Annotated in this window: 21 protein-coding genes; 10 read left to right on the plus strand and 11 right to left on the minus strand. The window is 72.2% G+C overall.

The genetic code is table 11. The features are described from left to right. Positions 1-100: 100 nt before the first annotated feature. Positions 101-2,470, minus strand: a complete 2,370-nt coding sequence (gene treY / locus OO54_RS28695; RefSeq protein WP_033208040.1) for a malto-oligosyltrehalose synthase — start codon at positions 2,468-2,470, stop codon at positions 101-103. 90 nt (positions 2,471-2,560) lie between these two features. On the opposite strand from treY, the gene OO54_RS28700 reads away from it, so the two are divergent. Next, complete coding sequence (locus tag OO54_RS28700; RefSeq protein ID WP_033208103.1) at positions 2,561-3,796, plus strand: MFS transporter; 1,236 nt, start codon at positions 2,561-2,563, stop codon at positions 3,794-3,796. Here the strand turns inward: OO54_RS28700 and glgX are convergent. Then, entirely contained in the window at positions 3,765-5,885 is a 2,121-nt protein-coding gene (gene glgX / locus OO54_RS28705; protein WP_033208042.1) for a glycogen debranching protein GlgX, read from the minus strand. The genes OO54_RS28700 and glgX overlap by 32 nt on opposite strands. Positions 5,886-6,024: 139 nt before the next feature. On the opposite strand from glgX, the gene OO54_RS28710 reads away from it, so the two are divergent. From OO54_RS28710 to OO54_RS28725, 4 genes are all read left to right on the plus strand, one after another. After that, entirely contained in the window at positions 6,025-6,876 is an 852-nt protein-coding gene (locus OO54_RS28710; RefSeq protein ID WP_033208044.1) for a hypothetical protein, read from the plus strand. A gap of 55 nt (positions 6,877-6,931) precedes the next feature. Then, positions 6,932-8,278: a copper amine oxidase gene (locus OO54_RS28715; RefSeq protein WP_033208046.1), complete on the plus strand. Its 1,347-nt coding sequence runs from the start codon at positions 6,932-6,934 to the stop codon at positions 8,276-8,278. Positions 8,279-8,388: 110 nt separating this feature from the next. Next, the gene (locus OO54_RS28720; RefSeq protein WP_026057996.1) at positions 8,389-9,657 is read left to right on the plus strand and encodes an SAV2148 family HEPN domain-containing protein; all 1,269 of its coding nucleotides are present in this window, start codon (positions 8,389-8,391) and stop codon (positions 9,655-9,657) included. Between the two features lie 87 nt (positions 9,658-9,744). Further along, positions 9,745-10,464 carry a 3'-5' exonuclease gene (locus OO54_RS28725; protein ID WP_033208047.1) on the plus strand — a complete coding sequence of 240 codons (720 nt, stop codon included), beginning with the start codon at positions 9,745-9,747 and terminating at the stop codon, positions 10,462-10,464. Positions 10,465-10,484: 20 nt separating this feature from the next. Here OO54_RS28725 and OO54_RS28730 read toward each other — a convergent pair whose 3' ends face one another. The 3 genes from OO54_RS28730 to OO54_RS28740 all read right to left on the minus strand — a co-directional run bounded on the left by OO54_RS28730 (position 10,485) and on the right by OO54_RS28740 (position 14,368). Next, positions 10,485-12,332 carry an alpha/beta fold hydrolase gene (locus tag OO54_RS28730; protein WP_033208049.1) on the minus strand — a complete coding sequence of 616 codons (1,848 nt, stop codon included), beginning with the start codon at positions 12,330-12,332 and terminating at the stop codon, positions 10,485-10,487. A gap of 300 nt (positions 12,333-12,632) precedes the next feature. Beyond that, positions 12,633-13,442: an alpha/beta fold hydrolase gene (locus OO54_RS28735; RefSeq protein WP_234439609.1), complete on the minus strand. Its 810-nt coding sequence runs from the start codon at positions 13,440-13,442 to the stop codon at positions 12,633-12,635. A 68-nt stretch (positions 13,443-13,510) separates the two neighbouring features. Further along, positions 13,511-14,368: a phosphotransferase enzyme family protein gene (locus OO54_RS28740; RefSeq protein ID WP_017238068.1), complete on the minus strand. Its 858-nt coding sequence runs from the start codon at positions 14,366-14,368 to the stop codon at positions 13,511-13,513. Between the two features lie 95 nt (positions 14,369-14,463). Between OO54_RS28740 and OO54_RS28745 the strand changes: the two genes are divergently transcribed. The 5 genes from OO54_RS28745 to OO54_RS28765 all read left to right on the plus strand — a co-directional run bounded on the left by OO54_RS28745 (position 14,464) and on the right by OO54_RS28765 (position 18,992). Then, the gene (locus tag OO54_RS28745) at positions 14,464-15,456 is read left to right on the plus strand and encodes a carbohydrate ABC transporter permease (protein ID WP_051787253.1); all 993 of its coding nucleotides are present in this window, start codon (positions 14,464-14,466) and stop codon (positions 15,454-15,456) included. Continuing rightward, entirely contained in the window at positions 15,453-16,295 is an 843-nt protein-coding gene (locus OO54_RS28750; RefSeq protein WP_033208056.1) for a carbohydrate ABC transporter permease, read from the plus strand. The genes OO54_RS28745 and OO54_RS28750 overlap by 4 nt, the downstream gene beginning before the upstream one ends. Continuing rightward, positions 16,292-17,584, plus strand: a complete 1,293-nt coding sequence (locus OO54_RS28755) for an ABC transporter substrate-binding protein (protein WP_033208058.1) — start codon at positions 16,292-16,294, stop codon at positions 17,582-17,584. The genes OO54_RS28750 and OO54_RS28755 overlap by 4 nt, the downstream gene beginning before the upstream one ends. Before the next feature lie 140 nt (positions 17,585-17,724). Continuing rightward, positions 17,725-18,279 (plus strand): DUF1697 domain-containing protein, encoded by a 555-nt coding sequence (locus OO54_RS28760; RefSeq protein ID WP_033208060.1) that lies wholly within the window; start codon positions 17,725-17,727, stop codon positions 18,277-18,279. A gap of 74 nt (positions 18,280-18,353) precedes the next feature. Then, complete coding sequence (locus OO54_RS28765) at positions 18,354-18,992, plus strand: mycothiol-dependent nitroreductase Rv2466c family protein (protein WP_033208062.1); 639 nt, start codon at positions 18,354-18,356, stop codon at positions 18,990-18,992. Between the two features lie 67 nt (positions 18,993-19,059). Here OO54_RS28765 and OO54_RS28770 read toward each other — a convergent pair whose 3' ends face one another. The 6 genes from OO54_RS28770 to OO54_RS28800 all read right to left on the minus strand — a co-directional run. Continuing rightward, positions 19,060-19,926, minus strand: coding sequence for a D-alanyl-D-alanine carboxypeptidase family protein (locus OO54_RS28770; RefSeq protein WP_033208063.1), 867 nt, complete (start codon positions 19,924-19,926; stop codon positions 19,060-19,062). 157 nt (positions 19,927-20,083) lie between these two features. Then, complete coding sequence (locus OO54_RS28775) at positions 20,084-20,827, minus strand: sirohydrochlorin chelatase (RefSeq protein WP_033208066.1); 744 nt, start codon at positions 20,825-20,827, stop codon at positions 20,084-20,086. A gap of 8 nt (positions 20,828-20,835) precedes the next feature. Further along, positions 20,836-21,729, minus strand: a complete 894-nt coding sequence (locus tag OO54_RS28780) for an ABC transporter permease (protein ID WP_033208069.1) — start codon at positions 21,727-21,729, stop codon at positions 20,836-20,838. Continuing rightward, positions 21,716-22,510, minus strand: coding sequence for an ABC transporter ATP-binding protein (locus OO54_RS28785; RefSeq protein ID WP_033208072.1), 795 nt, complete (start codon positions 22,508-22,510; stop codon positions 21,716-21,718). Before OO54_RS28785 ends, OO54_RS28780 begins: the two co-directional genes overlap by 14 nt. A gap of 69 nt (positions 22,511-22,579) precedes the next feature. Next, positions 22,580-23,689, minus strand: a complete 1,110-nt coding sequence (locus tag OO54_RS28790; RefSeq protein WP_033208074.1) for an aliphatic sulfonate ABC transporter substrate-binding protein — start codon at positions 23,687-23,689, stop codon at positions 22,580-22,582. 206 nt (positions 23,690-23,895) lie between these two features. After that, the coding region (locus OO54_RS28800) for a sulfate adenylyltransferase subunit 1 (RefSeq protein WP_033208079.1) at positions 23,896-24,862 on the minus strand (967 nt) is incomplete at its 5' end.

Raw genomic sequence — 24,862 nt, forward strand, 5'->3', positions numbered from 1 at the left:
GGCGGTCCGACCCGCGAGGCCCCGTCGGTCGGCCACGGCCGACCGACGGGACAACCGCCTGGACGAGCCCGCGCCGAGGACCACGCGGGGTGCCCGCTCCCTACCCCGTCCGCACGAGGAGGGCCACCGGGCGGTCCGCGAAGAGCTCGGCCAGTTTGAGCTCGGTGGCGGGGCCACCGGTGAACTCGCGCACGCCGTCCAGGAGATCGGACCAGCGGCCGTCGGGAAGGACGAGCTCGGTGTCCTGCCAGCCGCCCGCCTCGGCGAGGCGGAGCGAGAGCCGGGTGACGGCGGTCACCACCGTGTCCGAGCGGGTGAAGGCCAGGCAGTGGGCCGCCGCCGGGCCGGTCGCGGTCAGCGGGGCGTACGTGCCGCCGGGGCCGAAGACCTCCGGGCGGGCGCGGCGCAGCCCGAGCGCGGCGCGGACCAGGACGGTCCGGTCGTCGTCCGGGCCGATCGCGAACGGGGCCCGGTTGTCCGGGTCGACGAGGGCGCGGTACTCCCGCTCGGTGTTCTGGTAGAGCTCCGGAACCCCGGGCATGGTCAGCTGCGCGAGCGCCGCGCCGAGCGCGTGCGCCCGGATGTGGGGCTCCAGGGCGAAGGCCGCCTCCGAGGCCGCCCGCAGCGGGATCCGGCCCGGCCCGGCCGCGGCGAAGTCGGCGACGGCGCGCTCGTATCCGGGGTCGGGCTCGGTCCAGCTGGTCCGCAGCCCCGCCTCGCGGACGGACTTGAGGATCGCGGGCCCGAGCCGCTCCGGGTCCGGGCGGCCGAAGCCGAAGGCCGTCTGCCAGGCCGTCCACGCCACGTGCGGATCGGGCGCGGGCACCCCCGCGACCTCCCCGAGGAGGTCCGCCCACACCTGCGGGCACTGGGCGAGCACGGCGACGGCGGCCCGGACGTCGGCGCTGCGCTTGGTGTCGTGCGTGGAGAGCACGGTGCCGGTGGCCGGCCAGTCGCGGGCGATCCGCAGGCAGTACGCGTGGAACTCCTCCACCGACACCGCCGGGCGGCCCGCGTCGCCGCCCACCTCGTTCGCCGAGAGCAGAGGCGCGTACCGGTAGAAGGCGGTGTCCTCCACGGACTTGGCCCGCAGCGCCGACGAGGTCTGCGCGAACCGGGCCCGGAAAGCCCGGTGTTCGAGCCCGTCGCCGCGCGCGCCGAGCGCCAGGTCCCGTACGACGTCGACCGCCGTCGCCTCCTCCGGCACGGCGAACGCGGCCTTCGCGCCGCGCGCCGCCTCCGCGGTCAGCACCTCCTCGCCGCCGGTCCGGTAGGGGCGGTAGACCGGTACGCGGACGAGTAGTTCGCGGATCGCCGTGGCGAGCGCCCAGGGGGCGTGGTCCCGGAGCGCGGGGTCGGCGGCGCAGATCCGGTCCGCGATCCGGGTCAGCGCGGCCGTCTCGGAGGCCAGGTCGTGGGTGACCACCTCGTACGCGGCGCGCCGCGCGGTCGCCTCCCAGTGGCCGCCCCGGTCCGCTGCCTTCCCTACGAACTCCCGGTAGACGTCCGCGAGTTCGTCGGCACCGACCGGGTCGGTGAACACGCCGTCGAGCTGCCGGAGCGCGTCGTACCCGGTGGTGCCGGCGACGGGCCAGGCGGCGGGCAGGGTCTCCGGTCCGGTGAGGATCTTCTCCACCACCGTCCAGCAGCGCCCGCCGGTCGCCGCCGCGAGGTCCTCCAGGTAGCCCTGCGGGTCGGCCAGCCCGTCCGGGTGGTCGATGCGCAGCCCCTCGACCACCCCGTCCGCGACCAGCTCCACGATCTTCGCGTGGGTCGCGGCGAACACCTCGGGGTCCTCGACCCGCACCCCGATGAGATCCGAGACGGTGAAGAACCGCCGGTAGTCGAGCTCTGTGCGGGCGAGGCGCCACCAGCCCAGCCGGTACCACTGGGCGTCGAGCAGTTCGTCGAGGGGCATCGCCTCGGTGCCCGGCCGGAGCGGGAACTCCTGCCCGTCCAGGTGCAGGGAGCCGCCGGAGACCCGCAGCCGGTCCCGTACCTCCGGGAGCCGCGCGGGCAGCACCGGGAGCAGCATCCGGCCGTCCCCGGCCCGCCAGTCGATGTCGAACCAGCGTGCGTACGGCGAGTCGGGGCCGTCGCGGAGGACGGCGCGCAGCGCGGGGTTGTGCCGGGGGGAGGCCGCCATGTGGTTGGGCACCAGGTCCACGACCAGGCCGAGACCGTGCCTCCGGGCGGTCGCGGACAGCGCCCGCAGCCCCTCCTCGCCGCCCAGTTCGGCCCGTACGGACCGGTGGTCGGTGACGTCGTAGCCGTGGGTGGAGCCGGGCACCGCCTCCAGGACCGGCGACAGGTGGAGGTGCGAGACCCCGAGCCCGGCGAGGTGCGGCACGGCACGCTCGGCGGCCGCGAAGGGGAAGCCCGGCTGGAGCTGGAGCCGGTAGGTCGCGGTGGGGACGGGGGCGGAGGCGGGCGGCGGGGACGGGGTCGACGGGACCGGGATGGAGGTCATGCGAACGTACGTACCCCGTCGAAGGGCTTCTGTGTCATCGCCCCATGCACCCGTTCGTGTGCATCGCGTTACGTTCGCGTGATGCTCCGGATGTATCGCGACACGCTGTCCCTGCTCGGACCGGTCCTGCCGGTCGTCTCCTTCCTCGGCCGGCTGCCCACCGCCATGTGCCAGCTCGGCAGCCTGCTCCTGGTCGCCGAGACGAGCGGCTCCCTCGCCACGGCGGGCCTCACGGGCGGCGCGCTGGCGGCCGGGCAGACCGTCGCCGGGCCGCTCGTCGGCCGCCTCGCCGACCGGCACGGGCAGCGCGGGGTCGTCCTCGCCGCCTCCCTGGCGAACGCGGTCGCCGTCACCGCCCTGGTCCTCGCCGCGCTCGCCCAGGCGCCCACGGCCGGGCTGATGGCGCTCGGCGTCCTCGCCGGCGCCACCGTCCCCCAGGTCGGACCGCTCGCCCGGACCCGGTCGGTGGCCCTCGCCCGGCGGTCCGGGGCGGACGACCGGCTCGTCGGCGCGGTGCTCTCCTTCGAGGGCACCCTCGACGAGGTGTCCTTCGTCCTCGGCCCCGCCTTCGTCGGCCTCGCCGCGGCCCTCGCCCACCCGGCCGGCGCCCTCCTCGCGGCCGCGCTCCTGCTCCTCGTCTGCGGCTCCGCCTTCGCGCTGCACCCGACGGCCCGGGCCACCGCCCCCGAGCCGTCCGCTTCCACCCGGAAGAGTGCCGCCGAACGGACGCGGCTGCCGGGACCGGCGTACGCCCTGAGGGGCACCATGGTGCTCCAGGGCGCCATGTTCGGCGCCTCGCAGGCCGGGATCACCGCGCTCACCGAGGAGCTCGGCGCACCCGCCCAGGCCGGCCTGGTCTACGCGGCCATGGGCGTGATGAGCGCCGCCGTCGGGCTCTCGATGGCGGCCGTCCCCGCCCGCGTCGGTCTGACGACCCGCTGGCGCGCCGCCACCGCCGGGCTCGTCGTGCTCTCGGTGCCGCTGCTGTTCGTCGGTTCCCTCGGTGCGCTGTACGCGGTGGTCGTCGTCCTCGGCGCCGCCTACGCCCCGCACCTCATCACGGTCTTCGGACTCACCGAGCGGACCGTGCCCGCCGCCCGGCTCGCCGAGTCCATGGCCTTCCTGACCAGCGGGATCGTCGGTGGCCAGGCCCTCGCCCTGGCGATCTCGGGCCGGCTGGCCGAGGGCCACGGCGCCCCCGCCGCCTTCGCGGTGGCGGTGGGGGCGGCCGTGGCCTGCGCGGCGCTTTCCTGGTCGGTACGGGTGACGGCTCCCGCCACCGTCGTACGGGAGGTCAGGCCGGCCGCCGCAGAACGGTCAGGCTGAGCGGCGCCAGCGTCACGCGCTCGCCGCCCGCGAGCTCCGGGCCCTCCCGCGGCGGCATGCCCTCCGGTTCGGACGTGTCCACGACCGTCCGCCAGCACCGGCCGTGGCTGTCCGGGACGGCGAACTCCAACTCCTTCGCCGAGGCGTTGAACATCAGCAGGAAGGAGTCGTCGGCGATCCGCTCGCCCTGCGGACCCGGCTCCGAGATCGCGTTGCCGTTGAGGAAGACGGTCAGTGCCTGGGCGTGCGCCGCCTGCCAGTCGCGGGACGTCATCTCCTCGCCCTCGGGCGTGAACCAGGCGATGTCGGTGAGCTCGTCGTGGGTGCCCTCCACCGGCCGCCCGTGGAAGAAGCGGCGGCGCCGGAAGACCGGATGGTCGCGGCGCAGCCGGACCATCGCGCGCGTGAAGCGGAGCAGCGTGCCCTCGGTCTCGCTGTTCTCCTTCGGCCAGCGCACCCAGGAGACCTCGTTGTCCTGGCAGTACGCGTTGTTGTTGCCGCCCTGCGTCCGGCCGAACTCGTCGCCGTGGCTGAGCATCGGCACGCCCTGCGACAGCATGAGCGTGGCGAGGAAGTTGCGCATCTGCCGGGCGCGCAGCTCGGCGATCCCGACGTCCTCGGTCTCGCCCTCCGCCCCGCAGTTCCAGGAGCGGTTGTAGCCCTCGCCGTCCCGGTTGCCCTCGCCGTTCGCCTCGTTGTGCTTGTCGTTGTACGAGACGAGGTCGCGCAGCGTGAAGCCGTCGTGGCAGGTCACGAAGTTGACCGAGGCGAGCGGGCGCCGGCCGTCGTCCTGGTAGAGGTCGGACGAGCCGGTCAGCCGGGAGGCGAACTCGGCGAGCGTGCGCGGCTCGCCCCGCCACAGGTCCCGCACGCAGTCGCGGTACTTGCCGTTCCACTCGGTCCACAGCGGCGGGAAGTTGCCCACCTGGTAGCCGCCCTCGCCGACGTCCCACGGCTCGGCGATCAGCTTCACCTGGCTCACCACCGGGTCCTGCTGCACCAGGTCGAAGAACGACGACAGCCGGTCCACCTCGTGGAACTGGCGGGCCAGGGTGGCCGCCAGGTCGAAGCGGAAGCCGTCCACGTGCATCTCGGTCACCCAGTACCGCAGGCTGTCCATGATCATCTGGAGCACGTGGGGGGAGCGCATCAGCAGCGAGTTCCCGGTGCCCGTGGTGTCCGTGTAGTACCGGGGATCGTTCGAGAGCCGGTAGTACGAGGGGTTGTCCAGGCCCCGGAAGGAGAGCGTCGGCCCCAGGTGGTTGCCCTCGGCGGTGTGGTTGTAGACCACGTCGAGGATGACCTCGATGCCCGCCTGGTGCAGCGCCCGCACCGCCGACTTGAACTCCAGGACCTGCTGGCCCCGGTCGCCCCAGGACGCGTACGCGTTGTGCGGGGCGAAGAACCCGATCGTGTTGTAGCCCCAGTAGTTGGACAGCCCCGCGTCCACCAGCCGGTGGTCGTTCACGAACTGGTGAACGGGCATCAGCTCAAGCGCCGTCACGCCCAGTTCCTTCAGATGGCCGATGACCGAGGGGTGCGCGAGCCCGGCGTACGTGCCGCGCAGCTCCTCGGGGAGGTCCGGGTGCAGCATCGTCAGGCCCTTCACATGGGCCTCGTAGATCACCGTGTGGTGGTACTCGGTGCGCGGGCGCCGGTCGTCGCCCCAGTCGAAGTACGGGTTGACCACGACCGAGGTCATCGTGTGCGGGCCCGAGTCGAGGTCGTTGCGCGCGTCCGGCCGCCCGAACGGGTAGCCGTACACCGCCTCGCCCCACTTCACCCGGCCCGAGACCGCGCGCGCGTACGGGTCGAGGAGCAGCTTCGCCGCGTTGCACCGCAGCCCGCGCTCCGGGGCGTACGGGCCGTGCACCCGGAACCCGTACCGCTGACCCGGCATCACGCCCGGCAGATAGGCGTGCCGGACGAACGCGTCCGTCTCGCGCAGCTCCACCGCCGTCTCCGAGCCGTCGTCATGGAGCAGACACAGCTCGATCCTGTGGGCGGCCTCCGAGAAGACCGCGAAGTTGGTGCCCGCTCCGTCATAGGTGGCGCCCAGGGGGTACGCCTGTCCCGGCCAGACCTGCATGGATAAGACTCTTCCTCTTCTGTCCGGGTTTATGAGGTGTTCTTCGGCCAAATCCTGCCCGAAAGAGGGGCAACCTCCTAGGACTTCGCCCCGTCCTACCGGGTGACCGCAGGACCAAGAGGGGGATAGAGGGGGAAGTGTGTACGAAATAGCACGCCGCCATCTGGGGAAGGTGGTGGCCGGAGCGGCCATGGCGGTGACGGGAACCGCCGTCGCGGTCGCGATCACCCTGCCGGCCCCGGCGGGGGCCGAGGACACGCCGGGCGCACGCGGCACCGTCGCCGCGGGGGCGGACGCGGCCGGCGCGGCCGGCGCCTCCGGAGGTGGGACCGCCGGGCAGGGCGAGGCGGGCACGCAGGCCGCCGGCTCCGCGCCCGCACCGGCGACGGTGGCGCCGCCGCCGGTCGAGGGGGCCAGGGGAGTGGGCAGCGACCCGCTCACCGACGACGAGCTCGCCCGGGCCGAGCAGCTGGCGCTGACCCCGCCCGCGGCCGCCGCCCAGGAGAACGTCGAGGGCGGCCGGGGGCCGCAGCACCTCGCCACCGAACTCGCCGACCCGCAGCCGGGGGACGACACGCGCCGCGCCGACGTGCGCTTCTACGACTACGCGCGGGACGAGCTCATCACCCGGACCGTCAACCTCGACACGGGCAAGGTCGAGAGGTCCGGCGCGCAGAAGGGCGTCCAGCCCTCCGCCCACCCCGAGGAACTGCGCGAGGCACTGGAACTGATCCTCGCGAGCCCGCTCGGCAAGGGCGTCAAGGAGGACTACGAGGACGCCACCGGCAAGGAGCTCACCTCCACCGCCCAGCTGTGGTTCAACGGCGACGCCTACCGCCCCTACCGCGAGGCCGACGTGCCCCCGCAGCTCGTCCGCTGCGGCGAGCACCGCTGCGTCCGGCTCGTCACCAAGGTCCTCAACGGGGCCTGGATCGACACCCGGAACCTGATCGTCGACCTCTCCGCGAGGACCGTCACCCGCGTCGGCTGACCACCGCCGCCCCGGTCCTCTCCCGCCGCCTCTCCGTACGAGGGAGTACGTTCCCATGTCCACCCAGCACAGCCCGTCCACCCGACAGAAGCGGCGCGCCCGCGGGCGGGGCGCCGCCCTGACCGCGGCGGCCCTGCTCGGCACCGCCACGGCCGCCGCCGGCCCGGCGACCGGCGCCACCGCCGCGCCCACTCCGCCGCCCCCGCCCCGCACCGCGTACGCGGCGGGTCCCGACTGCTCCTCCGCCTACCGCATCATGCAGAAGCTCGACGGCGGTGCCAGTTGGCGCATGTGCTGGCGCTACAGCACGGACGCCGGTCTCGTCCTCGACAAGATCACCTACCAGCCGCCCGGCACGGCCGCCCCCGCCAAGGTCCTCGCCAGCGCCCGGCTCGCCCAGATCCACGTGCCGTACGACGACGGCGGCTCCGAGTACGACGACCTCACCGGCGCCGGCTTCGGCTGGGGCCTCCAGGCCCTCAAGCCCGCCGAATGCCCCGGCGGCACCCTCACCACGATCAAGGTGCCCGAGGCCGGCGACGTCAAGGGCCTGTGCACCACGACCCGGGCCCGCGGCCACGCCTACCGCATGGCCAGCGACGGCGGCTCCAAGGTCTGGCAGGCCCAGGCCAAGGACCTGCTCGTCTACAGCGTGAACAAGGTCGGCTGGTACGAGTACATCACCGAGTGGCGGTTCTCCGCCGACGGCACCATCGGCGCCAACGTCGGCGCCACCGGCAGCCTTTCGCCGGTCGACTACAACGCCACCGACGGCCGCGGCTGGCCCATCGGCAAGGGCGCCCGCGGCTACGCCACCAGCCACGCCCACAACGTCTTCTGGAAGCTGGACTTCGGCCTCGACGGCGCCACCCAGGACCGCATCGAGCAGTTCGACTCCACCGTCACCCCGCCCCCCGCCGGCGGCGGCGGACCGACCGTGACGACCAAGCGCACCGTCGTCACCAAGGAACTCGCCGGGGACGCCAAGAACATGCGCTGGTGGCGCGTGGTCAGCGGCACCGGCAAGAACGCCGACGGCCACGCCCGCTCGTACGAGATCGTGCCCGGTCACACCGACACCCACGCGGGCCGCGGCTTCACCAAGCACGACGTGTACTTCACCCAGGCGCGCGCCTGCGAGCAGTACGCGAGCGACAACATCGGCAACTGCGCCCCCAACGCCGGTGACAGCGTGGACAAATGGGTCAACGGCGAGACCCTGACCAAGCCGTCCGTGTGGGTCAACATAGGGTTCCACCACATCGCCCGGGACGAGGACCAGCAGCCGATGCCCGTCCACTGGCAGGGCTTCCAGCTCGCCCCCAGGGACCTAACCGCTATGAATCCGCTCACTCCGCCCGATCTCGCCTCTCAGAACGGCCAGCCCGATCTGGGTAGTTGAGCAAGCAGCCTGACGATCCTGCTGCACCGCCTCCCGCTCGCGGAGTACCCTTCCTTGATCGTTGTCGGAGTGGTCGGAACGGGCTTCCAGGAGCAGAAGGCGGTGCGCGGGTGAGCTCGGGAGGTCTGGAGCTGCCCCCAGGTGACGCGGGTCACGAAGGGGGGCCGGCCGACCCCGCCGAGGCGCCGACCGGAACGGTCGCACCGCCCGGCGCGGTCACCGTCGCCCGGCCGGTGGAGATCGGCGCGGAACTCGACTGGGGCGCCGAGGCCTGGAGCGAGGTGCGCACCCGCGCCCAGCGAGCCGGGCGCGCCTACATCTGGCTGAACCTCGTCGAACAGCGGCTGCGGGCCGTGGTCGCCGCCGTCCTGCGGCCCGTGTACGAACCCGTGCACGGCGAGGAGTGGGTGGTCGCCGCGGCCGGCCCGGCCGGCCAGGAGTGGGTCCAGCGGGCGGTCGCCGTCCGCGAGGTCTCCCGCCGCAAGGGCTACCTCCTCGACCCCGCCGACGACAACGTCCTCAGCTTCCTCACGCTGCCCCAGCTCCGCGAGCTGATGGTGCAGCACTGGCCCTGCTTCGAGCCCTACTTCGACGACCGGCGCGAGGTCGAACTCGCCCTCGACGAGCTGGAGGTCACGCGGAACGTGGTCTCCCGCAACCGGGCCCTCTCGCTCACCGTCCTCGCCCAGTCCGAGCGGGCCTCCGCCCGCATCCTGGAGATCCTCGGCAGCGGCGCCGGAGTGCCGTCCGCCGACCGGCTGCCCGTGGACGCCGTCGAGGACCTCGTCGGCGACCGGTACGCCGACGTCGTCTCCGTCCACCCCGACCGGGTCCGGCTCCAGCGGCAGCTGCCCGCCGAGGACCTCTTCGGCGGTGCCCGCCGCCTCGACGCCACGGGCATAGGCCTGAACCTGCTCGTGCAGAACTTCTCCGGCCGCCGCATGGTCCGGCTCGCCGAGTCCGGCTGCCGGGTCCGGCTCCTCTTCCTCAACCCGGCGAGCAGCGCAGTCAAGCGGCGCGAGCGCGAGCTCGGCCTCAAGAAGGGCGAGCTGAGCCGCTCCGTCGAGATGAACATCCTGCACATGCGCCGGGTCCGCTCGAAGCTGCGCGACCCCGGCGCCTTCCAGATCCACGTCTTCGACGAGACCCCCCGGTTCACCGCCTACCTGGTGGACGGCGACGGCCCGGACGGCGTCGGCGTCGTCCAGTCCTACCTGCGCCGGGCCCGCGGCATGGAGGCACCGGTCCTCGTGCTGCGCGGCGGCGGCCGGAACGTGGTCCGGCACGGACAGTCCTCCCGTGACGGAGATCACGGACTCTTCGAGACGTACCGGGAGGAGTTCGAGTCGGTCTGGCTCGACTCCAGGCCCGTCTCCTGAGCCCCCGCCGGGGGCAGCCGGAGGCGTTGTCAGTGGTGCGTGCGAGGGTGGTAAGCACCACGGGGGAGATCACGTAAGGAGGACCCGATGGCTTGGCACGGCGACACGCTGGTCGGCTTCGACCTGGAGACGACCGGCACCGAACCGCTGGAGGCCCGTATCGTCACGGCCTCGATCGTCGAGGTCGACGGCGGGGGGCGGGTCACACACCGGCGGGACTGGCTCGCCGACCCGGGCATCCGGATCCCGGAGCAGGCCTCCGCGATCCACGGCATCAGCAACGAGCGCGCGGCGGCCGAGGGCCGGCCCGTGCGCGAGGTCGCCGACGAGATCGCGAAGACCCTCGCCGAGTACTGGGAGGACGGCGTCCCGGTCGTGGCGTACAACGCCTCCTTCGACCTCACCCTCCTCGCCGCCGAGCTGCGCCGCCACGGACTGCCCTCCTTGGAGGAGCGGCTCGGCGGGACGGCCATCGGCCCGGTCGTCGACCCGTACACCATCGACCGCGCCGTCGACCGCTACCGGCGCGGCAAGCGGACCCTGGAAGCCGTCTGCGCCGAGTACGGCGTCGTGCTCGAAGCCGCCCACCAGGCCGCCGCCGACGCGCTGGCCGCCGTCCGGGTCGCCGTCGCGATAGCCGAGCGGCACCCGCAGGTGGCCGGCCTCGACCTCGCGGAACTCCACCACCGACAGGTCGGCTGGTACCGCGCCTGGGCCGAGAACTTCCAGGCCTTCCTCCGCGGCAAGGGCGACGCCGAGGCCGTCGTCGACCCGACGTGGCCCCTGCGCGCGGCGGTGGCGGTTTAGGAGCGGGTGCTACGGCCCTGTCAGCCCAGCGGCAGGGTCAGGCGGGCGGCCGTGCCGTCGACCGACGTGATCGTGGTGGTGCTGCCGGCGGCGCCGGCGTCGGTCAGGGCGTCGGAGTAGAGCGCGTCCTTGCTGTTGACCACCAGCATGAGGCGGTGATCCGCCGCCAGGTCGTAGCCCGCGGCCTGGAGCCTCCAGGTGGCGGTGCGGTCCTGGCCGGGGGTCAGGTCGGTCAGCGTGAGCGGCTCGTGGGTGATGATGCGGGCCGTGTCGTCGGAGCTCACGTCGAAGAGGTAGGCCACGAGCGTCGTCGAGGCGGCGCTGCTGCGGACGGTGAGCGTGAGCTCGGGGACTCCTCGGACGCGCCGGGCCGTACCGTTCGCGCCGGCCGGGAGGGGGGCGCTGGTCCAGACGGCGAGGTGCTGGCGGTCGAACTTGTCCGTGGGGTAGGTCTTCGGGTTGCCCTTCCACTCGGCCTGGCCGGTGGCGATGAGCGCGTCGACCGCGGTGGCGTCCGTGAGCTGTCCCGCGGTGAACTCCCGCTTCCAGCCGGACTCCTCGTCCGCGGCGAGGCCGCCGTCGCGGCTGTCGGGGCCGACGGAGGTCAGGTACCAGTGTTCGGTGGAGGTGGTGACCTCCGCCCAGGAGGACGCGGACTCACGGCGTGCGGGTTCGGTGATGACGTTCTGGCCGGTGTCCGGGTCGGTCTGGGTCTTGTACGTGAACATGATCTGGTTGTTGACCGTGGGCCACGAGGGCACCTCGTTGGAGATGCCGAGCACATGGTGGTCGAGCCAGGCGAAGGCCTCCTCGACGGGAAGGTTCGGCCCGCTGAAGGGGATCGTCAGACCGGCGCCTTCGGGAGCGGCGTGGTCGCCGATCCACAGGTTCAGGTGCTTGGGCACGGTCAGCCGCTCGAAGTGCTCGACGACCTGGTTGACCGGGAAGAGCGTCTCGTGCCAGGTGTTGGAGAAGAACGTGGGGATGCCTCGGGCGTTGGTCTGGTCCGCGTACGACGAAGGCGCCCGCTCCGTGCCCCAGTCCACCACCTTGTCGAGATTCTCTCCGGCCTCGAAGTCCGCCAGGAGCTGAAGGGTGGCGGGGTCGAACTTCCGTTCCTTGGGGCCGCCGGTGAGCTTGACGAGGGCGTCCACGGCCTTCAGGTGCCGGGTGCCGTTGTCGTAGATGCTGGTGGCGAGGTTGCCCCAGGTGCTCAGGGCGACGACGGCGTCGACGCGGGCGGTCGGGTCGTGCGCCGCGACGAGCTGGCTGATGCCGGAGCCGTACGACTCGCCGAGGAAGGCGATCTTGCTCGGGCTGAGGTGCTCCTGCGCGTAGTCGATGACCGTGGAGCCGTCGGTCCAGTCGTTCTGCCCGGCGACGTCGATCGTGCCTCCGGAGGTGAACGGCGCGTCGACGTAACCGCCGCCGGGCAGCGGGAACGTCTGCCCGATGCCCCGCGGGGTGTACGCGAGGACGTGGTAGCCGCGCAGCGCGAGCTGGAGGTAGGTGTACACGAAGAGGGTCCAGCCGAGCGGCGTCCAGCCCGCCGGCACGATCACCACCGGGCGGGGCTCGTCACTCTTCAGCTTGATCGTGAATGCGGAAAGGCGCACTTCGTCCCGCGCGGTGATCCACGGGAAGCCGAAGGTCGCCTTGGCCCGCACCTGCTCCACCAGCTGCTGCAGCTCGGGAGTGAGCAGGGGCTGCTCCGTCGAGCCGCTCAGCGTGGCGACCAGAGCCTGCGCCAGGTTGACGGCGTCCGGGTCGAGCTCGGTGGCGGAGGCGTAGATGCCGTGGTCGGCGATCCCCGCCAGCTGGGCCTGGGTGACCGCGCCGATCTCGTTGTCGTCCTGCGGGTTGCTCACGAAGCCGTCCTCTTCACTGTGGCCGACCAGCCGGCCGGCGCCGGGTACCGGGGCGTCCCCGCCGGTTCCCGGGCCGGTGGGCCCGCGTGGCGAGGACGGCGGCAGCGTCCCAGCTCAGAGGTGATGGCAGCGCGGAAAATGGACACCGCCACCGCTCCCCGGGACGGAGTCGGACTCACCCTCCCGGCGGGTTTGAATATGCCCTTCCGTCGGCTCCGCCCACGGAAGCGGTCATCTTCTGTCGACCGTCCCACGGAAGCGGTCACCCGGGATCACGAGTGATCGACCGGAACCGACCTGTCAGCCGTTCTCCTTCAGGAAGGAGAGCAGCAGGTCGTTCACCCGCTCCGGCTGGTCCAGCTGAAGCCAGTGGCCGGCGTCCTCGACGCGCTCGTAGCGCCAGGAACCCCGGACGAACTCGCCCGTGCCGGCCATCGACCGCTCGGTCAGGAAACGGTCGCCGGTGGACCACAGGCCCATGACGGGCAGCGCCATCGGCAGCGGGACCACCGGCTGGTCGGCGCCGAACTGGACCTCCGGCGGGAGACCCGCACGGTAGATGTCCAGCGCGGCCGTGAGCGTGCCCGGGGCGCGCAGCGGCTCGATCACGGAGTCCGCGTCCGGGTGCTCGGCCAGCATCTCGCGGAGGTTGGCGAAGTCGTCCCGCGCCAGCCACTCCTCGGCGACCCCGGCCAGCTGGAACAGCAGCATGTACCAGGACCGCTGCTTCTGCTCCCAGCCGGCGGCCCGGATGGAGCCCAGGTGACCCACCGACAGCAGGCTCAGGCTGCGCACCCGGTCCGGGACCACACCGGCGAGACCCTGGACGATGCCCGAACCCCAGTCGTGGCCGACCAGATGGACCCGGTCGAGGTCCAGCCGGGCGAGGAGTTCGAGCAGGTCGCCGACGTGCTTCGCCGGGTGGAACGCCTCCGGGCCGCCCTCGGGACGGTCCGACGCGCCGAAGCCCCGCAGCGTGGGCGTCACGCACTGGAAGCCGGCGGCGGTGAGCGCCGCGACCTGGTGGCGCCAGAGGTGGTGGCTGTCGGGGAAGCCGTGCACGAGCAGCACGGCCGGCCCCTCGCCGCTCACCTCGACGTCGAGGGACACCTCGGACAACTGAACCCGCATATCGAAACCCCGTTCGCATCGGTCCTGTTCGCGCGGGGATCATGATGTCAGAACGGGTACCAGCGGACCTCGGTGTCGCCCTCCCGCAGCGAGGCCACCCGACGCTCGAATTCGGCCAGGGCCTTCGGATTCGCCGGGGCGTGCTGCGCCACCCACGCACAGCTCGCGGTCTCCCGCGCGCCGCGCAGCACCGCGCACCCCTCCCACTCCCGGACGTCCCAGCCGTACGCCTCCGTGAAGGCGTCGTAGGCGGCCGGGTCGAGGCCGTACCGGTCGCGGGAGAGGGCGAGCACCACGAGGTCGTGCTCGCGCAGATCCGACGAGAAGGTCTCCAGATCCACCAGGACCGGGCCGTCCGGACCGACGTGCACGTTGCGGGGAAGGGCGTCGCCGTGGATGGGGCCCGGCGTCAGACGCGGAGTCAGGGCGGCGGCCGCCGGGGCGAAGGAGTCGCGCCGCTCCCGCAGGAACGCCGCGTCCGCCGGGTCGATCGCGTCGCCCGCGAGCCGCAGCCACCGCTCGACCCCGCCCAGCAGGTCACGGCGCGGAAGGACGAGGTCCGCCGGCTCGGGCAGCGCGTGCACCGCCCGCAGCAGCGGGGCCAGATCGCGCGGCTCGGTCGGCCGGACCGCGTCGGGCAGCCGGTGCCAGACGGTGACCGGATGCCCCTCGACCGGACGCGGCTTCTCCTCGGCGGCCCGGACGGCGGGCACCCCCGCCGTCTCCAGCCACGAGGCCAGCGCGAGCTCCCGCTCCGCCCGCTCGAACAGCTCGGCGTCCCGGCCCACCTTCACCACCAGGCCGCCCACCGCGAAGACCGCGTTCTCCCCCAGGGCGAGCAGCCGCGCCTCCGCGACCGGCAACCCCGCCGCCGCCAGGATCTCCCGCGCCCGCGCCTCGTCCATCGACCTCTCCCTCACCCGTGTGTTTGCGCCAAAGTCTCCCATCCACGCAGCTCACGGCGCAGACCGCCTTGACGGTCCGACGGGCCGTCAGGACCATGGCGGGGTTCCCAAGGCGGCCGAGGCAGCGGACGGGGGTCGGATCGGTGAGCTCGCTGACCGCGACGAAGCGGCCGGACAGGACGCGCCCGCCGCGCGCCGGACGCGACGGACGCCCGCGCGGGCCCGACCTCGGCGCCTGGTTCCTGGTGCTCCCGGCCCTCCTGCCGATCCTCGTGCTCAGCGTCGGCCCGCTGCTCTACGGCATCGCGCTCGCCTTCACCGACGCCCAGTCGGGCCGCACCCAGGCCACCCAGTGGGTCGGCACCCTCAACTTCCAGGACCTGCTGCACGACACCCTCTTCTGGGACTCGTTCCGCATCGGCCTGCTCTGGGCCGTCGGGGTCACCGTCCCGCAGTTCCTGCTCGCCCTCGGCCTCGCCCTGCTGCTCGACCAGAACCTCCGCTTCCGCTGGCTGGCGCGGGCGCTCGCCATCGTGCCCTGGGCGATGCCGGAGGTCGTCGTCGGCATCATGTGGCGGCTCGTCTACAACCCCGACGCCGGCATCCTCAACGAGACCCTCCGGAACCTCGGCCTCGGCGAAGGCCACGACTGGCTCTCCGGCCTCGCCACCGCCCTCCCGGCGGTGATCCTCGTCGGCGTCTGGGCCGGGATGCCGCAGACCACCGTCGCCCTGCTCGCCGGGCTCCAGAACACCCCGCGCGAACTCCACGAGGCCGCGGCCCTCGACGGCGCCGGCGCCTGGCGCCGCTTCCGCGCCGTCACCTGGCCCGCGCTGAGACCGGTGGCCCTCGCCATCACCGCCCTCAACCTCATCTGGAACTTCAACTCCTTCGCCCTGGTCTACGTGCTGACCGGCGGAGGGCCCGGCGGCCGGACCCGGCTCCCCATGCTCTTCGCCTACGAGGAGGCCTTCCGCTACGGACAGTTCGGGTACGCCGCCGCGATGGGCTGCGTCATGATCGCCGCCGTCTCGGTGCTCATCGCCCTCTCCCTCGTACGCCGTCTGAAAGGGGACCAGGACCGGTGAGCGCCCTCAAGGCGAGCGGACCCGCGCGGATCGGCCAGTACCTCGCCCTCCTCGCGTATCTGGTCTTCCTCGCCTTCCCCTTCCTCTGGTTGGTCTCGACCGCCTTCAAGCCCGCCCCCGAACTGGCCTCGCTGCACCCCACCTGGATCCCGGAGGACCCCACGGCGGCCAACTTCCGGCAGGCCTTCGACGAGCAGCCGCTGCTCAGGGCCGCCGGGAACAGCCTGGTGGCGGCGGTCGCCGCGGCCGTGATCGCGGTGGCCGTCGCGACCCCGCTCGCCTATGTGACGGCCCGGCACCGCGGCCGGCTCGCCTCGGCCGCCACCGGCTGGGTGGTGATCAGCCAGGCCTTCCCCTTCGTGCTGGTGATCATCCCGCTCTTCCTCATCCTCAAGAACCTGCACCTGGTCAACAGCGTCGCCGGCCTCGTCATGGTCTACGTGGTCTGGTCGCTGCCCTTCGCCCTCTGGATGCTGATGGGGTACGTACGGGCCGTGCCGGCCGAACTGGAGGAGGCCGCCGCCGTCGACGGCGCCGGCCGGATCCGTACCCTCGTCTCGGTCACGGCCCCGCTGCTCGGCCCCGGGATCGTCGCCACCGCCCTGTTCGCCTTCGTCACCGCGTGGAACGAGTTCTTCTTCGCGCTCGTCCTCCTCAAGTCCCCGGAGAAGCAGACCCTGCCGGTCGTCCTCACCCACTTCCTCGGCGCCGAGGGAGTGGCCGACCTCGGCCCGCTGGCCGCCGCGGCCTTCCTCGCGACCCTGCCGTCCCTCGTCGTCTTCGCCGTCCTCCAGAGACGGATCACGGGCGGGACGCTGGCCGGGGCGGTGAAGTCATGAGACGCGCCCTCGTCCTCGTCGCCTTCCTCGCCCTGCTCCTGACCGGCTGCGGTGCGGGCGCCGACGGCCCCGACGACGGGGTCGTGCGGCTCCGCTTCCAGTCGCTCGCCTGGCAGAAGGAATCCGTCGACGTCAACAGGCAGCTCGTGAAGGAGTGGAACGCCGCCCACCCCGGCATCCGGGTCGAGTACGTCCAGGGCAGCTGGGACTCCGTCCACGACCAGCTCCTCACCTCCTTCGAGGGCGGCGAGGCGCCCGACATCATCCACGACGCCTCCGACGACCTCGCCGACTTCGCGTACGGCGGCTACCTCGCCGACCTGCGCCCGCTGCTCTCCGAGCGGCTGCTCGCCGACATCCCCGCCCGCAGCTGGGAGACCACCACCTTCGGCGAAGGCGTCCACGGCGTGCCCTTCCTCCAGGAACCGCGCGTGATCATCGCCAACCGGAGGATCCTGGAGTCCTCCGGCGTCCGCGTCCCCACCCCGGAACACCCCTGGACCTGGACCGAGTTCCGCGGCATCGCCCAGGACCTCACCCGGACCATGGGCCCCGGCCGCCACGCGGTCGCCTGGCCGCTCAAGGAGCCCGTCTCCGTCAGCCTCAACCTCGGGCTCTCGGCGGGCGGCCGGCTCTTCCACCGCGGCGAGGACGGCCGGGTCACCGTCGACCTCACCGAGGCCGACACCGTCGTCCCCGGCACGATCCGCGATCTGGTGGTCACCGATCGCACCGCCCCGCGCACGACGCTCGGCAGCGGCGGCTCCGACACCCTGCCCGGCTTCTTCGCCGGCAAGTACGCCATGGTCCCGCTGGGCTTCGCCTACCGGCAGCAGATCGCGCAACAGGCCCCCGAAGGCTTCGAATGGACGGTGCTGCCCGCCCCCGCCGGCGCCGCCGGACTCGCCCAGGGCGTCTCCCCGCAGACCCTGTCGATCGCAGAGGCCAGCCCGCACAAGAAGGAGGCGGCGGCGTTCCTCGACTTCTTCCTGCGCCCGGAGAACATGGTGCGGCTCGCCCTCGGCGACTGGATGCTGCCCACCGGCACGACCGCGCTCGCCGACCCCTCCCTGCACACCGCGCGCCACGGCTGGGCCACCGGGGCCGCGGTCGCGCGGCAGCTGCGGCCCGCGCCCGCGCAGTCGGTGCGCGGCTATCCGGAATGGAAGGACAAGGTGGCCACCCCGGCCTTCCAGGAGTACTACAGCGGCGCCATCGACGCCGGCGAACTACGCCGACGGCTGGTCACGGACGGCAACCGGGTCCTCGCCCGCTATCAACGCAAATGATGGATTCGCGATTACGAAACCTTGTTGAATAAGTCACAGATGAGTGAAGGGTCTTCTCCACGATCCCCTCCATCGGCCAGTGTTCGAACCGGCCACCGTGCCGCCCCCCACGAGGCGCGGTGGCCGCCTAGATTGAGTCCATGACGAAGACGTACGCGGCCCTGCTGCGCGGCATCAACGTGAGCGGGCACCGGAAGGTGCCCATGGCGGAGCTGCGCGAGCTCCTCGAAGGCCTCGGGCACGACGGCGTCCGCACCTACCTGCAGAGCGGGAACGCCGTCTTCAGCACCGCGTCGGGCGCCGGCGAGGACGAACTGAAGGACGTGCTGGAGGACGCGATCGAGGAGCGCTTCGGCTTCCGCGTCGACTGCCTGGTCCGCGGCGGCGACTACCTCGCCGCCGTCGCCGAGGCCTGCCCCTTCCCGGCCGCGGACCTCGAAGGCAAGCAGCTGCACGCCGTCTACTACTCCGGGCCCGCCGACCCCGAGCGCTTCGCCGCGATCGACCGCGAGGCCTACCTCCCCGAGGAATTCGCCCTCGGCGACCGGGTGCTCTATCTCTACGCGCCCGACGGCCTCGGCAGGTCCAGGCTGAGCGAGGCGGTCTCCCGCCCGTCCGTCGTCAAGGGTCTCGTCGCCACCGCCAGGAACTGGAACACGGTGCTCAAGCTCATCGAGATGACACGGGAGGAGTGAGCCCGAAGTGGCCCACCGACACGGCCCGTGATTGGACCACGGAGGCAGGCCACCCCATGGCTAGATTCACCTGTATGACGAGCACCGAGACCCAGCCGCGGAACCCCTCCCGCCCCACCGTCGACTTCTACTTCGACCCCGCCTGCCCCTTCGCCTGGATCACCTCCCGCTGGATCCTGGAGGTCGAGAACCACCGGGACATCGACCTCCGCTTCAAGGTCATGAGCCTGTACTTCCACAACGAGGGCAACACCCTGCCCGACTGGTACCGGGAGCTCGTCGACGCCTCCATCGGCCCGGTCCGGGTGGCGGTCGCCGCCGCCGAGCAGCACGGCGAGGAGATCCTGCGCCCGCTCTACACCGCGTACGGGACCCGCATCCACGAGAAGAAGCAGAAGGACTTCGACGCCGTCATCGCCGAGTCGCTCACCGAACTCGGCCTCCCGCCGGAACTCGCCGCCGCCGCCCACGACCCCGCCTACGACGAGCTCGTCCGCCGCAGCCACGACGCCGGCAAGGAGCCCGAGTCCGAGGCGTACGTCGGCACCCCGACGATCCACGTCGACGGCACCGTCTGGTTCGGCCCCGTCCTGCGGGCCATCCCGCGCGGCGAGCGCGCCGCCGCACTCTTCGACAGCTTCCGGGTCCTCGCCGGCGACCCCGACCTGTTCGAGCTCAAGCGCACCCGCACGGGCGGGCTCGACTTCGGCTGAGGGGGGTCCCCGGCGTGCCCGCCGTGGGGCCGCCTCCCGCCGCGGCGGGAGGCGGCCCGTCCGGCTCCTAGCGCGCGAAGCCGTAGTCGAGCAGCTTCTTGACGTCGGCCGCCCGGTTCGCCTCGGACGGCGCGCCGAGCACCGCACCGATGACCGTCTTGTTGCCGCGGGTGGCCGCGAAGACGAGGCAGTACTTGGCCTGCGGGCCCGAACCGGTCTTCACACCGATCGCGCCGCTGTACGTGCTCAGGAGCTTGTTCGTGTTGGTCCACGACATGTAGCGGTAACCGCCGGACCTGGTGGTCACCTTCTGCGACGTGGACTTCGTCTTGACGACGGTGCGGAACGTGGCGTCCTTCATCGCACTGCTCGCGAGCTTGGTGAGGTCCCGCGGAGTGGAGTAGTTGCTGCCATTGCTTATTCCGTCGAACGAGTCGAAGTGGGTGTTCCGCATCCCGAGCTTCCGGGCCTCGTCGTTCATCTTGCCGATGAACGACTTGATCCGGGCGGCCCGCGTGGTGCCGGTGCCGAACTTGTCGGCCAGGGCGTAGGCGGCGTCACAGCCCGACGGCAGCATCAGACCGTAGAGGAGCTGCCGCACGGTCACCTTGTCGCCGACGATGAGACGGGCCGACGAGGCGTTCTTGGCGACGATGTAGTCGCTGTACGCCTTGTCGATCGTGACCTTCGCGTCGAGGTTGAGGCCGCGCTGGGCCAGCACCACCTTCGCGGTCATGATCTTCGTGGTGGAGCCGGTCGACCGGCGGGTGTCCGCGGCCTTCCCGAACAGCGTGGCGCCCGTCCCGTTGTTCATGACGAACCCGCCCGGGGCGGTGATCGACGGGACGGCCGGCGCGGCGTGTGCCTGGCCGGCGAAGAGACCTCCGGCCAGTACGGCCGAGGCCGTGAGCGAGACGGTCACGGCACTGCGCACGCGGAGTGTCGAAGTGATCAAAGTCTTCTGTCCTCGGTAGGAATCGATGTCCTCCGGACCCGTGCGGGTCCGGTGCACAGAAGACGCGCGAAAGGCCCCGAAGGATGCGCACCCAAAGGCGTGAACTTGCTCTCGTGCCGAGAAAGTTCGCGAGGGGTCAGGCGGTACGGGCGACCGGCCGGCGTACCGCGTGCGCCCCGTCGTACCGGTCCAGGAGCAGACGCGCCAGCTCGGGGGACGGGCCGAGGACGTCGGCCAGGACGTCCGCCTCCGCGGCGCCGGCCGCGATGCGGTCCGGGAGACGGCCGGGCGCGATGACGTACGGGGCCACGGCCACCCGCCGCACGCCGGGCTCCGAGCGCAGGGCCCGGACGGCCTCCTCCGTACGGGGAAGGGATGCGGAGGCGAACGCGGGCCGCACGGAGCACCAACCGGTGCGCCGCAGCTCCCGCGCCGTTTCTGCGATCACCGCGATCGCCTCCGGGTCCGTGGAGCCCGCCGAGGCCAGGACGACCCCGGTCGCGCTCTTGTCGGCGGGCGTCAGCCCGGCCTCGTACAGCCGCCGCTCCACCGCCGCGATCAGCAGCGGCGAGGGGCCGAGGACCTCCGCCTGCCGGATGCTCAGGGCGGGCGGCGCCTGCCGCAGTACGGCGGGGATGTCGGCCTTCGCGTGGAACGCGCGGGTCAGCAGCAGCGGCAGCGCCACCACCTCCCGCACCCCGTCGGCCACGAGCCGTTCCAGCACTCCCGGCACCGAGGGCAGGTTGAACTCCAGGAACGCCGTCTCCACGCGCAGCCCCGGCCGCAGCGCACCGGCCCGGCGCACCAGCGCCTGGACGGTCGCCGCGTGCCGCGGGTCGCGGCTGCCGTGGGCGACGACGAGGAGGACGGGGCGGTTCACGGTCGGTCTCAGCTCTTCGTCAGCAGGCCGCGGCGACGGAGCACCGTGCGCTCCAGCGGGCTGAAGATCAGCAGGTCGATGGCGATGCCGACGATCAGGATCAGGATGATCGCCAGGAAGATCCCGGCCATGTCGATGTTGTTGCGGCCGTTCTCCAGGAGCTGGCCGAGGCCGAGGCCGAGGTCGGGGGAGGACGCGATGATCTCCGCGGCCATCAGCGAACGCCACGAGAACGCCCACCCCTGCTTGAGACCGGCCAGGTAGCCGGGGAGCGCGGCCGGCATCACGATGTACCAGGCGCCCTTGAGGCCCGTCGCGCCGAGCGTCTGGCCCGCCCGCAGGAACAGCGGCGGGACCTGGTCGACGCCGGCGACGAGGCCGTTGGCGATCGACGGGACGGCGCCGAGCAGGATCACCGCGTACATCATGCTGTCGTTGAGGCCGAGCCACAGGACGGCGGGCGCCACCCAGGCGACCGACGGCAGCGACTGCAGACCCGCGAGGATCGGTCCGATCGCCGCGCGCACGAACTTCACGCGGGAGACCAGCAGGCCCAGCGGGGTGCCGATGGCGAGCGCCAGGAGGAACCCGAACAGGGCCCGGGAGACGCTGGTCCACAGGACTTCGAGGAGGGTGCCCTCCAGCCACATCGTGGTCAGGCTGTCCCACACGGCGGACGGCGCAGGCAGCTTGAACTCGTCGGTGACCTTCAGGGTCACGAGGAGCTGCCACACCACGAGGACCAGAGCGACGGCGACGAGCGGCGGCAGGACCTTCTTGACCAGGACCTCACGGACCGGCGTCCGCCGGATCTGCACGCTGTCGAGCGCGTCAAGCCCCGCCTCGAGGCCGGCGAGATCGTCGGCCTTCGGGGACTTCGGGGCGGTTTCAGTGCTGGCCATGGCGGCGGATCTCCCCACGCAGGTGCTCGGTGATCTCGAGGGACAGCTCCGCGACGTCGGAGTCCTCGATGCGACGCGGCTGAGGAATGTCGATGGTCCACTCGTGCGCGATCCGGCCGGGCCGCGAGGAGAGGAGGACGACGCGCTCGGCCAGCCGCACGGCCTCGCGCACGTTGTGGGTGACGAAGAGCACCGACAGCTTCGTCTCCCGCCAGATCCGGGTCAGCTCGTCGTGCAGCACGTCCCGGGTGATGGCGTCGAGCGCGGCGAACGGCTCGTCCATCAGGAGCAGGTCGCTGTCCTGGGCGAGCGCGCGGGCCAGCGCGACCCGCTGGCGCATGCCGCCGGACAGCTCGTGGACCCGCTTGTCGTACGAGCCGCCGAGCCGCACCAGGTCGAGCAGCCGCTCGGTCTCGGTACGGCGGTCGGCCTTGGGCACCCCGCGCAGCCGCAGGGCCAGTTCGATGTTCTTGCCCGCGGTGAGCCACGGGAAGAGGGCGTGCTCCTGGAACATCAGGGCCGGCCGGCCGCCGGGGGTCTCGATGGACCCCGCGGACGGCCGGTCGAGCCCGGCGACCAGGTTGAGCAGCGTGGACTTGCCGCAGCCCGAGGCGCCCAGGAGGGTGACGAACTCGCCCGGGGCGACATCGAGCGAGATGTCGTCGAGGACGAGCTGCCCGCCGGCGGGTCCGCCGAAGGACTTGGAGACATGCTCGATGCGGGCGGCATGGGTCACCTCCGCACGGTCCTCGGCCTTGGCGAGCGTCGCGGTCGTGGCCATGGTCGTCACCTCCTGGTAATGCTGAACTCGGGCTGCTGCACGGGTGTCCGAAGCCGACTGCTCGGGGTACTACTTCGCGCCGAGACCGGCGTCGGAGACCTCGGGCTGCCCCGCGGCCTTCAGGACCTTGTTGAGCGGCTTCAGGTCGTAGATGCCGGACAGCTCGGGCTGCTTCAGCAGGCCGGCCTTCACCGCGTGGTCGGCCTGGGCCTGGAGCGTGGCCGCCAGCGGGTCGTTGATGAACTGGATGGACGGCCACGCGGCGTCGATCACCTTGGCGCCCAGCGCCTTGCCCGAGAGGTCCTTCAGCTTGGCGTTGGCCGAGGCCTTCGCCTTGTCCGGGTTGGCGTTGATCCACTCGTTGGTCTTCACCGTGCCGCGCAGGAACGCCTCGACGACGTCCGGGTGCGCCGCCAGGAACTTCTGCGACACGATGATGTTCGTGATGACGAACTTCTTGTCCGGCCACAGGTCGGACTCGTCGAGCAGGACCTTCGCGCCGTCACTGACCAGCTTCGACGCGGTCGGCTCGGGGACCCAGGCACCGTCGATCGCGCCGGAGGCGTAGGCGTTCGGGGTGACCTTGTTGTCCGTGCGGACCACGGAGACGTCGCCCTTGCCGCTCTGGGCGTCGACCTTCCAGCCCTTCTCGGAGATCCAGTTGAGGAAGGCCACGTCCTGCGTGTTGCCGAGCTGCGGGGTGGCGATCTTCTTGCCCTTGAGGTCGTCCAGGGTCTTGATCTTCGCCGGGTTCACCACGAGCTTCACGCCACCGGAGGCGGAGCCGCCGACGATGCGGAGGTTGGTGCCCTTGGTCTTGACGTAGCCGTTGATGGACGGCGAGGGGCCGATGAAGCCGATGTCGATCGAGCCGGCGTTCAGCGCCTCGATCTCGGACGGGCCCGCGTTGAAGGTGGTGGGCACCAGCTTCGTGCCGCCCAGCTCCTTCTGGAGGATGCCCTCCTGGTCACCGACGAGCGCGGTGGCGTGCGTGAGATTGGGGAAGTACCCGAGCCGTACGGTGTCGGCGGAGAGCTTGTCGCCCTCGGCGGCCACCTTCTTCTCGTCGTTCTTGGCCTCGGAGCCGTAGCCGCAGGAGGCGAGTGCGCCGATCAGCAGCGGCAGGACGGCGGCGGCGGCCAGGCCGCGGCGCAGGGTGGTACGGGTGGTGGCAGGCACGGGTGGTGTCCCCTCGATTCAACTTCTCAGCGAAGTCTGCGTTTATGTCGTTCGGGGTGGAGCGGGTGGAGCCGTGTCGCACCGCTCGCGCGGCGCATCGAGGTCAGCACGCACATCGCGCGACACCTCCCCGGCCCGCGCCGAGGGCGCCGGAGCCCACCCGGCCGCCCTCCTTCGCGAAGGTGGCGTAGAAGTCCTGGTTCATGTCAGAAGTCCCACCCTTCTTCCTCGTCCACCGCGGCGACGGCCTTGGTCGTGGCGAAGGACTCGCCCGCCATGCCCGCCGCGAGTGTGGTGCCGTCCGCCGGATCGATCAGCAGGAACGAACCGGTGCGCCGGGAGTCCGCGTACGAGTCGAGCGCGAGCGGCTCGGCGGTGCGTACGACGACCCGGCCGATGTCGTTGGCGACCAGCTGCCCGGGGTTCGGGTGCTGGGACAGGTCGTCCAGGGTCAGCCGCGAGGGGATGTCCTTGACGATCGCCTTGACCGTGCGCGTGGTGTGCTTGAGCAGGACCCGCTGGCCCACCGAGAGCGGCTGGTCGGCCACGTGGCAGACCGTCGCCTCGACGTCCTGGCTGGTGGCCGGGGCGTCACCGACCGGGGCGAGCAGGTCGCCGCGCGAGATGTCGATGTCGTCGGCGAGCCGGATCGTGACCGACTGCGGCGCCCAGGCGATGTCCACGGACTCGCCCAGCGCGTCGATGCCGGTGATCGTGGAGGTCTTCCCCGACGGCAGGACGGTGATCTCCTCGCCGACGCGGAAGGCACCGGCCGCGATCTGGCCGGCGTAGCCCCGGTAGTCGGGGTGCTCGGCGGTCTGCGGGCGGATCACGTACTGGACGGGGAACCGCGCGTGGCAGGCCGTCAGGTCGTGGCTGACCGGGACGGTCTCCAGGTGTTCGAGCACCGTCGGGCCGCCGTACCAGTCCATGTTCGCGGACGGCTCCACGACGTTGTCGCCGGCGAGCGCCGAGATCGGGATCGCGGTGATCTCCGGGACGCCGAGCTCGGAGGCGTACGTCGTGAACTCCTCGGCGATCGCGGCGAAGACGGGCTCGGCGTAGTCGACGAGGTCCATCTTGTTCACGGCCAGGACCACGTGCGGGACGCGGAGCAGGGCGGCGACGGCGGCGTGGCGGCGGGTCTGCTCGACGACGCCGTTGCGGGCGTCG

The organism is Streptomyces wedmorensis (assembly GCF_000716445.1).
GTDB lineage: Bacteria > Actinomycetota > Actinomycetes > Streptomycetales > Streptomycetaceae > Streptomyces > Streptomyces wedmorensis.